The sequence below is a fragment of the Microbacterium bandirmense genome (assembly GCF_037204185.1).
GTDB lineage: Bacteria > Actinomycetota > Actinomycetes > Actinomycetales > Microbacteriaceae > Microbacterium > Microbacterium bandirmense.
In genome coordinates this window covers 157,102-169,835 of record NZ_JBBDGM010000004.1, presented here as the reverse complement: position 1 = coordinate 169,835, position 12,734 = coordinate 157,102, and the positions used below count along the sequence as shown (strand labels likewise).

Sequence of the window (12,734 nt, the reverse complement as noted above, 5' to 3'; positions counted from 1 at the left end):
AATTCCTGCGCCGAAGCGGCATCCATTGCGACCGGGACACCGGGGACGACGACATCGAGATTTGAAAGAATCGACACCATGACCGATCACGCAGCCCCCGAGCTGGCCGCCCGCGCCGCCGAGCAGCACGTCGTCGTCATCGGCGGCGGCACCGGCGGGCTCATCGCGGCCCGAGAATGCGCGCGGGTGGGCATGCGCGTGACGCTGCTCGAGGCGGCGGATGCCCTCGGCGGCAGCATCCGCTCGGTCGAGCTCGACGGCGTCATGATCGACGCGGGCGCCGAGAGCTTCGCCACGCGCGGAGGACACGTGCACGCGCTGGTCGCTGAGCTGGGTCTCTCCGACCAGGTAGTCGCACCCCAGGGCGGCGGGGCGTGGTTGAGCGGCATTCCGGATGCCCCGGATGCGCCGCTGCCGAAGGGCGGAATCCTCGGGATCCCCGCCAATCCCTTCGCCGACGACGTGCGCCGCATCATCGGCTGGCGCGGTGCATGGCGCGCGTACGTCGACCGGCTGCGTCCGCCGCTCACGATCGGCCATGAGCGCAGCCTGGGCAAGCTGGTGCGCTCGCGCATGGGCGCGCGCGTGCACGACCGCCTCGTCGCGCCCGTCACCGCGGGGGTCTACTCGGCACTGCCCGACGACGTCGACACCGAGATCGCGGCGCCGGGGTTGAGCACGGCGCTCACCCGCACCGGCTCGCTCAGCGGAGCGGTCGCGACTCTGCTGGCCGAGCGCCGCGGGGCATCCGCCGAGGGCAAGGCCCCGGGGTCGGCCGTGCTCGGCCTGGTGGGCGGTATGGGCCGTCTGGTCGCCGCCCTGCACGCCGAGCTCGACACCTACGGCGTCGAGGTGCGCACCGAGACCCGCGCCACCTCACTGCGTCGCGACGGAGCCGGGTGGGTGGTCGCCTGCGAGACGACGGCGGAGGACCCCGACTCGGTCGACGACGAGGCGGATGCTGTCGCCGATGAGGCGCTGCACGCCACCGGCATCGTCGTCGCCACCCCCGAGCCCGCAGCCCGCGCACTGCTCGAGAGCAGCGTGTCCGGACTCGGGCCGGCCGGTGAGGCCCCCGAGATCGAGATCGTCAGCCTGCTGCTCGACGCACCCGCGCTCGACGCCGCACCCCGGGGCAGCGGTGTGCTCACCGTGCCGGGCAGTCACATCGCCAAGGCGCTGACCCATTCCACGGCCAAGTGGGGCTGGGTGCGCGCAGCCGCCGGTGACCGGCACGTCGTGCGGGTGTCATTCGGGACGCAGGGTGAGCCGGCCGCGACCGCCGCGCTCGATGACGATGCGGCCGCCCAGCTCGCGCTGACGCAGGCTTCCGCCCTGCTCGGGATCGAGTTGACTCCGCAGCAGCTGGTCGCCGCGCACCGCGGCCGTTTCGTGCAGGCTCAGCCGAGTTCGTTGATCGGTGCGGCAGAGCGCCGCACGGCCGCCCGTGACGTGGTGCGGAAGATCCCCGGTCTCGCGGTCGTCGGCGCGTGGATGGCGGGCACCGGACTCGCGCAGGTGATCCCGGATGCCGTGGCCGAGTCGGACCGGCTGCGCAGCGGTCTGCTGTGGGGCGAGAACGAGCGCGGTTGAGCGTTCTTACACCCCCTGGAGGGTTCGCACAACCGTAGATGCCGAATCCGGCATATGCGACTACCCTGGAGATCGATCACGCGGGGGCGGTGAGTTCCGGCCCGGTGAAGACGCCGCAACAGGAAGTCAGGAGGCTCCCATGAAGGGGAAGATCGGACTCGTCGTCGGACTCGGCGTAGGTTACGTGCTCGGCACGCGCGCGGGACGCGAGCGCTACGAGCAGATCAAGACGCAGTGGCTGAAGCTGTGGCACACCGACCCGGTGCAGCATCAGGTCGCACGCGTGCAGGAGTTCGCGAAATCGCAGGCCGCCGCGGTTCCCGGTGCGATGTGGAACGGCGCGGTGAAGGTCGTCAAGGCGGTCTCCAGCTCGGGCACTCCCGGGCAGAAGCTCGACGGTGTCATCGACGCGACCAAGGACGCGGTCGACGAGGTCGCCGATGCGGCTGAGGACACCGCCGAGGCGGCACGCAAGACCACGACGAAGACCACGACCAAGAGCACTTCAGCGAAGAGTGCCTCGTCGAAGAGCTCGGCGAAGAAGAACGGATCCTGACATGCGCCGCGGATACCGCGACCGCGCCGACGACAGTCTGCTGACGCTGCTCGGAGACCTGCCCGAGCTGGTGCGGAATCTGATCACCGCAGAGGTCGAGGCGGCCAAGGCGTGGGTCAGGCGCACATCCAAGGACGGACTGTTCGGCAGCCTGTGGTTCATCATCACGCTGTTCCTGCTGTTCTGGGCGATCCCAGTGCTGCTCGCCTTCGCGATCATCGGCCTCTCCTCGTGGTGGCCGGCGTGGGTGGCGGCCCTGGCGGTGTTCGGCTTCCTGCTGCTGGCGATGGTCGTCTTCGCCCTGCTGGGCATCCTGCGCTTCCGCAAGATCGTGAAACGACAGAACCCCGGACAGGCCGTGGCCACCGACGTCCGTCTCGTGAAGGAGGCAGGCAATGACGAATTCTGACCCGCACCAGCCGCGCGACCTTCCCCGCACGGCGGTGCCCGACGGCATCACCGACCCGGTGGAGTCGGCGCGCGCCGAGCTCAAGGCGGCGCTGGCCGCGATCGAGGTGCGCGGCAACTTCCCCCGCCGCATCGAGAAGGCCTCGCAGCGCGGCATCGTACGGGCACGCGCCTTCGCGCACCGCAACCCGGTCGGAGCGGCCGCAGCGGTCGCCGGTGTCGCCGCCGTCGTCGGCGGACTGGTCTGGGTGATCGCCAGGGCCGCTTCGCGCTAGAGTCGGCGCGGGTTCGCCCTCCACGGGTTGAGGGGGCACACTGGATACATGTCCGAAGCTGCTGCTGAGAACCCGTCCGGATTCACCCTGTGGGCCGTGTGGCGCCGCAATCCCGATGCACCGGTGAGCGAGCCCGACGCCACCGAACTCGAGACGATCGTCGGATACATCGAGGACTCCGGCGTCACGGTGCGCGGCTTCTACGATGTCAGCGGCCTGAAGGCCGACGCCGACCTGATGGTGTGGCTGCACGGCGACACCGCCGAAGAACTGCAGCGCGCTCTGCGCCGGTTGCGTCGCACCGATCTGCTGCACTCGCTGCTGCCGGTGTGGAACGTGATGGGCGTGCACCGTGACGCCGAGTTCAACCGGGCCCACGTGCCCGGCTTCCTGCGTGGTGTCGACCCCAAGGGCTGGCTGTGCCTGTACCCCTTCGTGCGCACCCCGCAGTGGTACCTGATCGACGAGGACGACCGTCGCCGCATGCTCGCCGACCACGGTCGCAAGGGCGCGGCGCACCGCGGCGTGATCGCCAACACGGTGGCGGCCTTCGCACTGGGCGACTACGAGTGGCTGCTGCCGCTCGAGGCCGATGACCCCACCGAGCTCGTCGATCTCATGCGCGACCTGCGCTACACCGAGGCGCGCGACTATGTGAAGGAGGAGGTGCCCTTCTACACCGGGCGCCGCCTGCGCTTCGACGAGATCGCCGACGTGCTGCAGTGACCGCCGTGGCATCCGCTCCCATTCGTCTCGGCACCCGCCGCAGCGCGCTCGCCCAGGCGCAGTCCGGCCATGTCGCCGACGCCCTGGCGAAGGTCGCCGGCCGCCCGGTCGAGCTGGTGCCGATCGTCTCGGAGGGCGACACGAACAGGGCATCCCTGTCGGAGATCGGCGGAACGGGCATCTTCGCGAACCGTCTGCGTGAGGCTCTCGTGGCGGGGGAGTGCGACATCCTGGTGCACTCCCTCAAGGATCTGCCCACGGCCGTGCCGCCCGAGCTGGTGATCGCCGCCACCCCGCTCCGTGAAGACGCCCGTGACGTGGTGATCACCCGCGGCGGAACGCCGCTGCACGAGCTGCACCGCGGCAGCAGGGTCGGCACCGGCGCCCCGCGCCGCATCGCACAGGTGCGCCGGCGCGCACCGCACGCCGAGGTCGTCGACATCCGCGGCAACGTCGACTCGCGGCTGGAGCGGGTCTCGACGGGTGAGCTCGATGCGGTCATTCTCGCCGCCGCCGGCCTGTCACGGCTGCGCCCCGAGATGAAGCTGCACCGCGAGGACCTCGGGCTGGCCGAGTGGCCCACCGCCCCCGGGCAGGGCGCGCTGGCCGTGGAGACCGTCGCCGACGCCCCCGCCGAGCTGATCGAGGCGCTCGCACAGCTCGAGGATGAGGCCACCCGGCTGGCCGTCACCGTCGAGCGCGCGATCCTCGCCGGGCTCGAAGTCGGATGCCAGGCGCCCATGGCCGCCCATGCGGTCGTCACGGGTGACAGCATCCGCGTGCGTGCCGTCGTGTACGAGCCCGGCGGCGGCCGCCGAATCGGACTCGATGTCACCGAGTCCCTGAACCGGGGGTATATTCGACGGAACGGCAGCGGCAACGGTGCGGATGCTGCCGATGGTGCAGACCCGATGCGCACAGCCCGTGATATCGGTGATTCTGCGGCCCATCGGCTGCTCGAACAGGGAGCGGCCGACCTCCTCCCGCGAGAGTGATCCTGATGACTGCTTCCGAAACAAAGACGGCCCGGCCGCTGGACGGCTGGCGAGTGCTGGTGCCCCGTGGCGGCCCCTGGGGCGACGGTGTTGCGGCGAGTCTGCGCGCGCAGGGGGCGGTGCCGGTGGTGGCGCCGCTGATCAATTTCGCGCCGACCACCGACCAGGAGGCTCTCGATGCGGCGCTCGCGCGTCTGCAGGCCGGAGACTACGACTGGCTGACCGTGACCAGTGCGACGACGGTCGACGTGCTGTACGCGCATCGGGTCGAGATCCCGCGCACCACCAAGGTCGCCGCCGTCGGCGAGACCACGGCTGCGGCGCTGCATGCGGTCGGCTACGAGGTCGCCCTGGTCCCCGACCTCGACAACTCCGCCGCGGGGATGGCCGAGCAGATGATCGGCCTCGAGCCCGAGCCTCGGCACATCCTGTCACTGCGCAGCGAGATCGCCAAGCCGGTGCTCTCGGTGATGCTCAAGGATGCCGGTCATGACGTCGACAGCGTCGTCGCCTACCGCACGGTGGGTGTGCCGGTCACCGACCGCATCCGCCGCGACGTCGAGAACGGCCGCATCAACGCGATCCTGATCACCAGCGGCTCGGTCGCCGGTCAGGTGCGCGAGCAGTTCCCCGAGATTCCCGACAGCACGCTGCTGGCCGCGATCGGCCCGCGCACCGCGAAGGACGCCCGCAAGGCGGGGCTGACGATCGCCGCGATCGCCGACAAGCAGACCGTGGATGCCCTGATCGAGACCGTCTCGCACTTCACGCTTCCGCACGCGGCCGACGAGTTCGCGCCGTGAGTCGGTTTCCTGAGGCGCGGCTGCGCCGTCTCCGTCAGTCGGCGCCGGTCCGCTCGATCGCGCGAGAGACCTCGCTCGAGGCGCGACAGCTGGTGCTGCCGATGTTCGTGCGCGAGGGTCTCGCCGAGCCGTCGCCGATCGGCTCGATGCCCGGCGTCGTGCAGCACTCGCTCGACTCGCTGAAGAAGACGGCGTCGGATGCTGCCGAGGCCGGCCTCGGCGGGGTGATGCTCTTCGGCGTGCCCGAAGTGCGCGATGCCATCGGCGCAGGGGCGGACGACCCGAAGGGCGTCCTCAACGTCGCGACCGAGGCTCTCGTGGCCGAGGTCGGCGATGCGCTGGTGGTGCAGACCGACCTGTGCCTGGATGAGTTCACCGACCACGGGCACTGCGGAGTGCTCTCCGACTCCGGTGCTGTCGACAACGACGCCACACTCGAGCGGTACGAGTCGATGGCTCTCGCGCAGGCGCGCGCCGGCTCGCAGCTGCTGGGGCTCAGCGGAATGATGGACGGCCAGGTCGCCGCGATCCGCGGGGCGCTCGACGCCGAGGGCTTCCACGACGTGCTGCTGCTGGCCTATTCGGCCAAGTACGCCAGCGCGTTCTACGGGCCGTTCCGCGAGGCGGTCGACTCGCAGCTGCAGGGCGACCGACGCACGTATCAGATGGATCCGGGCAACCGCCGCGAGGGTGTGCGCGAAGCGCTGTTCGATCAGGACGAGGGCGCCGACATCGTGATGGTGAAGCCCGCGATGGGCTTCCTCGACGTGCTGCGCGAGGTGCGCGATGCCGTGGATGTGCCGGTGTGGGCGTACCAGGTGTCCGGCGAGTACGCCATGGTCGAGGCGGCAGCCGCGAACGGCTGGATCGATCGTCGTGGCGCGATCCTCGAGTCGCTCATGTCGATCCGTCGTGCCGGTGCCGACGCGGTGCTGACGTACTGGGCTCTCGAAGCGGCACGGCTGCGGTCCTGACCCGCCACCCGGTGCCCATCCGATCCGTTCCCGTGCCGGATTACTGATGCCGCCGGTGCAGGACCGGCATGTCGTTTTCCGACACGCCGCCAGGCACACCGACCATCAGTGATCCGGTACACCAGGCGCGAACATAGCCGCGGGATCTACGCTGGTCTGCATGTCTGATCGCAACGACTCCCTGTTCGACGCCGCCCGCGCGGTGATTCCCGGCGGTGTGAACTCGCCGGTTCGCGCGTACGGTTCCGTGGGCGGGACGCCGCGTTTTCTGGCATCCGCTTCCGGCGCGACGGTGACGGACGCCGCCGGCGCGACCTATCTCGACCTCGTCGCATCGTGGGGTCCTGCGCTGCTCGGTCACGCGCACCCCGAGGTCGTGCAGGCGGTGCAGGAGGCGGCGACGCGCGGTCTGTCGTTCGGCGCCCCGACGGAAGGTGAGGTCGAACTCGCCGAGATGATCGCGAAGCGCGTGCGCCACGGCGACGCGCGACCGGTCGAGCGGGTGCGACTGGTCTCGACCGGCACCGAGGCGACCATGACGGCGATCCGCCTCGCGCGCGGTGCCACCGGTCGCGACCTGCTGGTCAAGTTCGCCGGCCATTACCACGGGCATTCCGACGGTCTGCTCGCCGCCGCAGGCTCAGGCGTGGCGACCCTGGCGCTGCCCGGCTCCGCGGGAGTGCCGGCGCCGATCGCCGCGCAGACGCTGGTGATCGACTACAACGACCCGGATGCTCTCTCCGCCGTGTTCGCCGAGCACGGTGACCGCATCGCCGCGGTGATCGTCGAGGCCGCATCCGCGAACATGGGCGTCGTTCCACCGGTGTCGGGCTTCAACCGCCTGATCGCCGAGACCGCGCACGCACACGGCGCGCTGATGATCCTCGACGAGGTGCTCACCGGGTTCCGCGTGCACCCGGCCGGCTTCTGGGGACTGCAGCAGCAGAGCGGTGAGCAGTACCTGCCCGACATCATCACCTTCGGCAAGGTCGTCGGCGGCGGCATGCCGCTGGCGGCGCTGGGTGGCCGCGCGGAGATCATGGACTTGCTCGCGCCGGTCGGGCCGGTGTACCAGGCGGGCACGCTGTCTGGGAATCCGCTCTCGGTCGCCGCGGGCCTTGCCACGCTGCGCCTCGCGACCGACGAGGTGTACGCCGGCATCGACGCGGCCGCCGATCGCCTGGCATCCGCTCTCGACACCGCGCTGTCGGATGCCGGTGTCGTGCACGCCGTACCGCGGGCCGGCAACCTGTTCGGCGTCGTCTTCGCCGCCGAGACCCCGCGCGACTACGCGCAGGCACAGGCGCAGGAGTCGTTCCGGTACGCACCCTTCTTCCACGCGATGCGCGAGCAGGGCGTGGCACTGCCGCCGAGCGTGTTCGAGGCGTGGTTCCTCACCGCCGCACACGGCGATCAGGAGCTGGCGGCGATCGAGGCCGCTCTGCCCGCGGCTGCTCGGGCCGCCGCCGCTGCGAAGTGATCAACATGGATGGACCTTATCTGGCGACTCGATAAGGTTCGCCTGATGTAAGTGTCTTGATAGATCTTATCCTTTCGACCGATAAGATCTATCAAGATGGACGAACTACAGAATCCTTACCGCCCCGGCGCAGGCACGCAACCGCCAGCGCTCCTCGGTCGTGACGCATACATCAATCACTTCGGTACGTTGTTGCGCCGAGCGCTCAACGGGATGCCAGGCAAGAGTGTCATGCCCATCGGGCTTCGCGGTGTCGGCAAGACAGTGCTCCTCAACCGGTTCACGGAGATCGCAGAAAATGAGGGTCTCGCCGTCGCATTCATCGAAGCACCCGAGACAGGTGATCTGCGGTCGTTGTTGACGAGGTCATTGCGCAAGATTCTCCTGACATTCGATGCGAGGAAGCCGTCGGCGAAGGCGCTGAAGGCGCTAAGAGTGCTGAAGTCCTTTCAAATGCAGCTACCTGATGGCTCTTCGGTGTCATTGGACTTGGACGCGCTCGCCGGCACCGCCGACTCTGGCGTACTGTCCGACGATCTCACTGATCTGCTTGTTGCTGCCGGGGAGGCTGCAGTCGAGCGGGACACGGGCATTCTCATCGCGATCGATGAGGTGCAATATCTCACCGCAGAGGAGCTCGGCGCCGCCATTTCGGCAATCCATCGCACAACCCAGCTCAATCTTCCTGTCGTCCTCGTCGGCGCAGGACTTCCCCAGTTGCCTGGCCTCGCGGGTGATTCGAAGTCGTACGCTGAGAGGCTCTTCGAATTTCCGGCGATCGGGTCGCTGAACGACTCCGATGCGCGCGCGGCGCTCGTCGTTCCTGCTGAAGCGCAGGGGGTCACCTTCACTGATGATGCAATCGCAGCTTTGATCGCCGAGACGGCCGGTTATCCTTACTTCGTTCAGGAGTGGGGATATCACCTGTGGAACCACAGTCAGGGACCACGAATCGACCTTGGTGATGTTGACGGGGTGCGAACGATCGTGACGGATCACCTCGACCGCAATTTCTTCCTTGTGCGTCTGGATCGGCTGACCCCTAAAGAGAAGGAATATCTGGCTGCAATGGCCGAGTTGGGACCCGGTCCGCATAGATCCGGTGATATCGCGGCTGCACTCGGGGTGAGAGTTGAGAGCGTCGCTCCTCGCCGATCGGGCTTGATCACCAAAGGAATGATCTACAGCCCCGCGCATGGCGATACGGCTTTCACTGTTCCGTTGTTCGGAGAATTCATGATGCGGACCAAAGGCCGGGCGTAGAACGCCGCACCCGAATGCTGTGCGATCCCACCAAGGGATCGTTGCGGTCCTGTGAGCAAGTCGCAGGCATCTCGCAGGGCGGCGCTGGCAGACTGTACGCATGGTGACGTTGCTGTTGGATCAGACGCGACTCGAGGTCGTGCTGTCTCCGATCGAGCGGGCATCCACCTTCCATCGCGCCAACCTGCACATCGAGCGTGAGCACATCACCAAGGTGCAGCTCACCGACGATGCGTGGACCTGGATGCGCGGTGTGCCGGGACCGGGAACCTACATCCCCGGCATTCTGGCCGCGGGCACCTGGAAGGCGGCCGGCACGACGGACTTCGTGCTGATCCGCCGTCGGCGTCCCAGCGTCGTGATCGACCTCGAGGGTGACCCGCAGTATCAGCGGCTGATCCTGACGACCCGCCACGGGCTCGCGCTCACGCAGGCGCTGCGTCTCGACGTGACCGAGCACCCCGAGGACGTCGTCGACATCGCGTCGACCGCACCGGTGCCGACACCTAAGCGTCAGCGTCCGGTGATCCGACCCCGCCCGGCCTGATCCCGCCCGGCCTGACCCGGCGCCCGGGCCGGACTCGGCGGTCAGCCGTGGTGCTGGTCGGCGGACTGGTCGTCCTGCTCGTCTGACGGGGCGTCGGGCTGCTCCGCCTCGCCAGCGGGGGTGGAGTCCGCCTCGTTCGCCGATGGGCTGCTGGCCGTCGCCCGGGAATCCGCGGTGCCGTAGGGATAGCTCGGCGCGGGGCCGTCGAAGAAACGGCTGGCAGCGGACGACAGCGAGGTGCGCATCGCCGCGAGTCGTGGATCGTCCTCGGCATCGTCGACGGCGGAGTCGTCGTCATCGTCGTGCACGACGGCCGGTGGCGCCACCGGGATCGCCTCGGTGCCCGGCGTCGGATCGTCGGTCGTGCTGGCGGGGATGCCGGTGATCAGATCCGTGAAGGACTGCACCTCGTGGGTGATGGGCAGAGCGACCGAGGCCGTGGCCGTCGGCAGCAGCACCGGGCGGTCCTGCGCGTCGTCCTCATCGGTGCTCGCCGGTGCAGCCGCCGAATCGTCGCGCGCTGTGTCGCCTTCGGCAGAGTCGGATGCTGCCGCATCGGCGGCACGGGGAGCCCAGGCATCCGAGACATCGACATCGTCCACCTCGTCGTCGGCGTCCGCGATCGGAGCCGCTTCGCCCTCGACCGAAGCGTCGTCGGCGATCGGCGTCTCGCCGAGGAGGGGAGCCTCATGGTCGATCGCCGTCTCGCTCGCGACGGGAACGTCGGTCGCAGCATCCGCATCGTCGGCGGCTTCGCCGGTCGCTTCGTGCTCACCCGCAGTCTCGCCGGCCGCATTCGATGCATCCGCATCCGCATCAGCGTCCGCGCCCGACGGGATGATGTCGATCGGCGCCGTGCCGTAGCCGACGCCCGCGGCGGCGACCACGCCGCCGTCGGCGACCACCGCGGCCGCCCCGGCGAGGGGCACGCCACCGGCGACCAGCGCGGCATCGGCGACCGGGTCGGCGGACCCGGCGGGGTGGGTGACCGGGTTCGCGACCTCGTCCACCCGGGGGCTGTCACCGCGGCGCCCGTACACCAGGTCGAGGAAGACCTCCTCCAGGCTTGGCCCGCGCTGCTGCAGGGTGCTCAGAGCGATCCCCGCCTCGGCGGCGATGGCACCCACCCGCGTGGCATCCGAGTTGCGCACGGTCACGCCGGAGCGCAGCAGGTCGAACGAGAGGTCGGCAGAGGTGAGCGCCGCGATCAGCGCAGGGCGATCCTCGGCATCCACGACCACGGCGCCGCCGGCGGGGTCGGCCAGATCGTCCATGCTGCCCGAGAACACCGCCTTGCCCCGCGACAGCACCACGACGTTGTCGGCGACCTGCTCGATCTCACTCAGCACGTGCGACGAGACGAGCACGGTGCGGCCCTCGTCGGCGAGACGACGCATCAGCAGGCGCATCCAGCGGATGCCCTCCGGGTCGAGGCCGTTCGCGGGCTCATCGAGCACCAGCACGCCGGGATCGCCGAGCAGGGCGGTCGCGACCGCGAGACGCTGGCGCATGCCCAGCGAGTAGCTGCCCAGACGGGTGTCGGCGTCGTCCTGCAGGCCGACCAGGTGCAGCACCTCGGCCACGCGCTCGCTGGGAATGCCGTTGGCCTTTGCCGCGATGTTCAGGTGACGCGCCGCCGTGCGACGTGGACGGTATGACGACTCCTCGAGCACGGCGCCGATCGTGCGCAGCGGCTGGCGCAGCTCGGAGTACGGCACGCCGCCGATGGTGGCTGTGCCGGTCGTCGGCTTGATCTGCCCGAGCAGGATGCGCAGCGATGTCGTCTTGCCCGCGCCGTTGGGCCCGAGAAAGCCGGTCACGGCTCCCGGCTCGACGCGCACGGAGAGCTCGGAGACGGCGGTGACCGTATTGAAGCGCTTGGTGACGTCGGCGAATTCAAGCACCTGTCCTTCAGGCATGGTGACTCCCCCTGTTGTCTGCCAGTTCACCCCATCTTCTCGGAAATACCTGAGAATGCGGGTCTTACCTGCCGAAAACGCCCATCCCGGGGGCCCGAATGGGGGCAGAACCCGAAGCGGAGTAGCCTGGCGACCGTGACCGACGTCGAAGAAGCCACCGTCCTCGCGCGCACCGAGAGCTCCCTCGGCCGCATCACCCTCAACCGTCCCCGTGCGATCAACGCGCTCGATCTGGGGATGATCGAGCAGATCACGGCGGCACTGACCGCGTGGATCGACGACAGCGACGTGCAGACCGTGCTGATCGACGGCGCGGGCGATCGCGGGCTGTGCGCCGGCGGCGATGTTCGCGCGCTGCACGACCAGATCGTGGCCGGCGCCCCCGAGCGCACCGCGGAGTTCTTCCGCGCCGAGTACGCCATGAACGCCCTGATCGCCGAGTACCCCAAGCCGGTCGTGGTCTTCGCCGACGGCATCACGATGGGCGGCGGCATCGGCCTGGCCGGCCACGCGGCGGTGCGCATCGTCACCGAGCGATCACGTCTGGCCATGCCCGAGACGCGCATCGGCTTCACCCCGGACGTCGGCGGCACCTGGCTGCTCGGCCGGGCGCCGGGGCGCATGGGCGAGTACTTCGGTCTGACGGGACAGAGCATGAGCGGGGCGGATGCCGTCCACCTCGGCTTCGCCGACCACTTCGTGCCCTCCGAGAATCTCGACGCGCTGCGCGATGCGCTCGCCTATCGGGCCGATCCCGGCACCCCGAACGAGATGGTGCTGCTGTTCGACGAGACGCCCGAGCCGTCCTCATTGCCTGACGTGCGGGAGTGGGTCGATGAGGCGTTCTCCGCCGACACCGTCGGCGGGATCGTGGAGCGCTTGCGCGCATCGGATGCCCCGGGCGCAGCATCCGCCCTCGCCACTCTCGAGGAGCTGTCGCCGACCGCCCTCGCCGTCACTCTCGATGCCGTTCGCGAGGCGCGTGCCATGAGCGGCGTGCGGGAAGCCCTTGAGGGCGAGTACCGCCGCGTGATGTGGTTCGCGCACAATCACCCCGACCTGGTCGAGGGCATCCGCGCGCAGCTTGTCGACAAGGACCGGCAGCCGAGATGGCAGCCCGCGACGATCGCCGAGATGCCCGACGATGCCGGCGCCGCAGCCCGCGCCTACGTTCCCGAGGCGCCGCTGTTCTGAT

Annotated in this window: 13 protein-coding genes; 12 read left to right on the top strand and 1 reads right to left on the bottom strand. The window is 69.3% G+C overall.

Going from position 1 to position 12,734, the window contains the following annotated elements; genetic code table 11:
• The first annotated feature begins 24 nt into the window (after window positions 1–24).
• The 11 genes from WDU99_RS06295 (at window position 25) to WDU99_RS06245 (ending at window position 9,620) form a co-directional block, all read left to right on the top strand.
• A complete protein-coding gene (locus WDU99_RS06295) occupies window positions 25–1,593 on the top strand; it encodes a protoporphyrinogen/coproporphyrinogen oxidase (RefSeq protein WP_337331684.1) in 1,569 nt (522 codons plus the stop codon).
• A gap of 139 nt (window positions 1,594–1,732) precedes the next feature.
• Window positions 1,733–2,149: a hypothetical protein gene (locus tag WDU99_RS06290; protein WP_337331592.1), complete on the top strand. Its 417-nt coding sequence runs from the start codon at window positions 1,733–1,735 to the stop codon at window positions 2,147–2,149.
• A 1-nt stretch (window position 2,150) separates the two neighbouring features.
• Complete coding sequence (locus tag WDU99_RS06285; protein ID WP_337331591.1) at window positions 2,151–2,558, top strand: phage holin family protein; 408 nt, start codon at window positions 2,151–2,153, stop codon at window positions 2,556–2,558.
• Window positions 2,545–2,832 carry a hypothetical protein gene (locus WDU99_RS06280; protein WP_337331590.1) on the top strand — a complete coding sequence of 96 codons (288 nt, stop codon included), beginning with the start codon at window positions 2,545–2,547 and terminating at the stop codon, window positions 2,830–2,832. The genes WDU99_RS06285 and WDU99_RS06280 overlap by 14 nt, the downstream gene beginning before the upstream one ends.
• Window positions 2,833–2,880: 48 nt before the next feature.
• The gene (hemQ, locus tag WDU99_RS06275; protein WP_337331589.1) at window positions 2,881–3,558 is read left to right on the top strand and encodes a hydrogen peroxide-dependent heme synthase; all 678 of its coding nucleotides are present in this window, start codon (window positions 2,881–2,883) and stop codon (window positions 3,556–3,558) included.
• A 5-nt stretch (window positions 3,559–3,563) separates the two neighbouring features.
• Window positions 3,564–4,553: a hydroxymethylbilane synthase gene (gene hemC / locus WDU99_RS06270; RefSeq protein ID WP_337331588.1), complete on the top strand. Its 990-nt coding sequence runs from the start codon at window positions 3,564–3,566 to the stop codon at window positions 4,551–4,553.
• Window positions 4,554–4,558: 5 nt separating this feature from the next.
• Window positions 4,559–5,356 carry a uroporphyrinogen-III synthase gene (locus WDU99_RS06265; RefSeq protein ID WP_337331587.1) on the top strand — a complete coding sequence of 266 codons (798 nt, stop codon included), beginning with the start codon at window positions 4,559–4,561 and terminating at the stop codon, window positions 5,354–5,356.
• On the top strand, window positions 5,353–6,330 hold the full coding sequence (hemB, locus tag WDU99_RS06260; RefSeq protein ID WP_337331586.1) for a porphobilinogen synthase: 978 nt from the start codon (window positions 5,353–5,355) through the stop codon (window positions 6,328–6,330). Before WDU99_RS06265 ends, hemB begins: the two co-directional genes overlap by 4 nt.
• 160 nt (window positions 6,331–6,490) lie before the next feature.
• Window positions 6,491–7,810: a glutamate-1-semialdehyde 2,1-aminomutase gene (gene hemL / locus WDU99_RS06255; RefSeq protein ID WP_337331585.1), complete on the top strand. Its 1,320-nt coding sequence runs from the start codon at window positions 6,491–6,493 to the stop codon at window positions 7,808–7,810.
• 96 nt (window positions 7,811–7,906) lie between these two features.
• Window positions 7,907–9,073: an ATP-binding protein gene (locus WDU99_RS06250; RefSeq protein WP_337331584.1), complete on the top strand. Its 1,167-nt coding sequence runs from the start codon at window positions 7,907–7,909 to the stop codon at window positions 9,071–9,073.
• A gap of 100 nt (window positions 9,074–9,173) precedes the next feature.
• Entirely contained in the window at window positions 9,174–9,620 is a 447-nt protein-coding gene (locus WDU99_RS06245) for a hypothetical protein (RefSeq protein ID WP_337331583.1), read from the top strand.
• Window positions 9,621–9,661: 41 nt separating this feature from the next.
• Here WDU99_RS06245 and WDU99_RS06240 read toward each other — a convergent pair whose 3' ends face one another.
• Complete coding sequence (locus WDU99_RS06240) at window positions 9,662–11,539, bottom strand: ABC transporter ATP-binding protein (RefSeq protein ID WP_337331582.1); 1,878 nt, start codon at window positions 11,537–11,539, stop codon at window positions 9,662–9,664.
• Between the two features lie 135 nt (window positions 11,540–11,674).
• On the opposite strand from WDU99_RS06240, the gene WDU99_RS06235 reads away from it, so the two are divergent.
• Window positions 11,675–12,733, top strand: a complete 1,059-nt coding sequence (locus WDU99_RS06235) for an enoyl-CoA hydratase/isomerase family protein (protein WP_337331581.1) — start codon at window positions 11,675–11,677, stop codon at window positions 12,731–12,733.
• The last annotated feature ends 1 nt before the right edge of the window (window position 12,734 follow it).

Excerpts from the sequence above, each read along its gene's own strand:
- WDU99_RS06245 (WP_337331583.1), top strand. The coding sequence starts at position 9,174 with ATGGTGACGTTGCTGTTGGATCAGACGCGACTCGAGGTCGTGCTGTCT.
- WDU99_RS06250 (WP_337331584.1), top strand. The coding sequence starts at position 7,907 with ATGGACGAACTACAGAATCCTTACCGCCCCGGCGCAGGCACGCAACCG.
- WDU99_RS06265 (WP_337331587.1), top strand. The coding sequence starts at position 4,559 with ATGACTGCTTCCGAAACAAAGACGGCCCGGCCGCTGGACGGCTGGCGA.
- WDU99_RS06290 (WP_337331592.1), top strand. The coding sequence starts at position 1,733 with ATGAAGGGGAAGATCGGACTCGTCGTCGGACTCGGCGTAGGTTACGTG.
- hemL (WP_337331585.1), top strand. The coding sequence starts at position 6,491 with ATGTCTGATCGCAACGACTCCCTGTTCGACGCCGCCCGCGCGGTGATT.
- WDU99_RS06240 (WP_337331582.1), bottom strand. The coding sequence starts at position 11,539 with ATGCCTGAAGGACAGGTGCTTGAATTCGCCGACGTCACCAAGCGCTTC.
- WDU99_RS06280 (WP_337331590.1), top strand. The coding sequence starts at position 2,545 with ATGACGAATTCTGACCCGCACCAGCCGCGCGACCTTCCCCGCACGGCG.
- hemQ (WP_337331589.1), top strand. The coding sequence starts at position 2,881 with ATGTCCGAAGCTGCTGCTGAGAACCCGTCCGGATTCACCCTGTGGGCC.
- WDU99_RS06285 (WP_337331591.1), top strand. The coding sequence starts at position 2,151 with ATGCGCCGCGGATACCGCGACCGCGCCGACGACAGTCTGCTGACGCTG.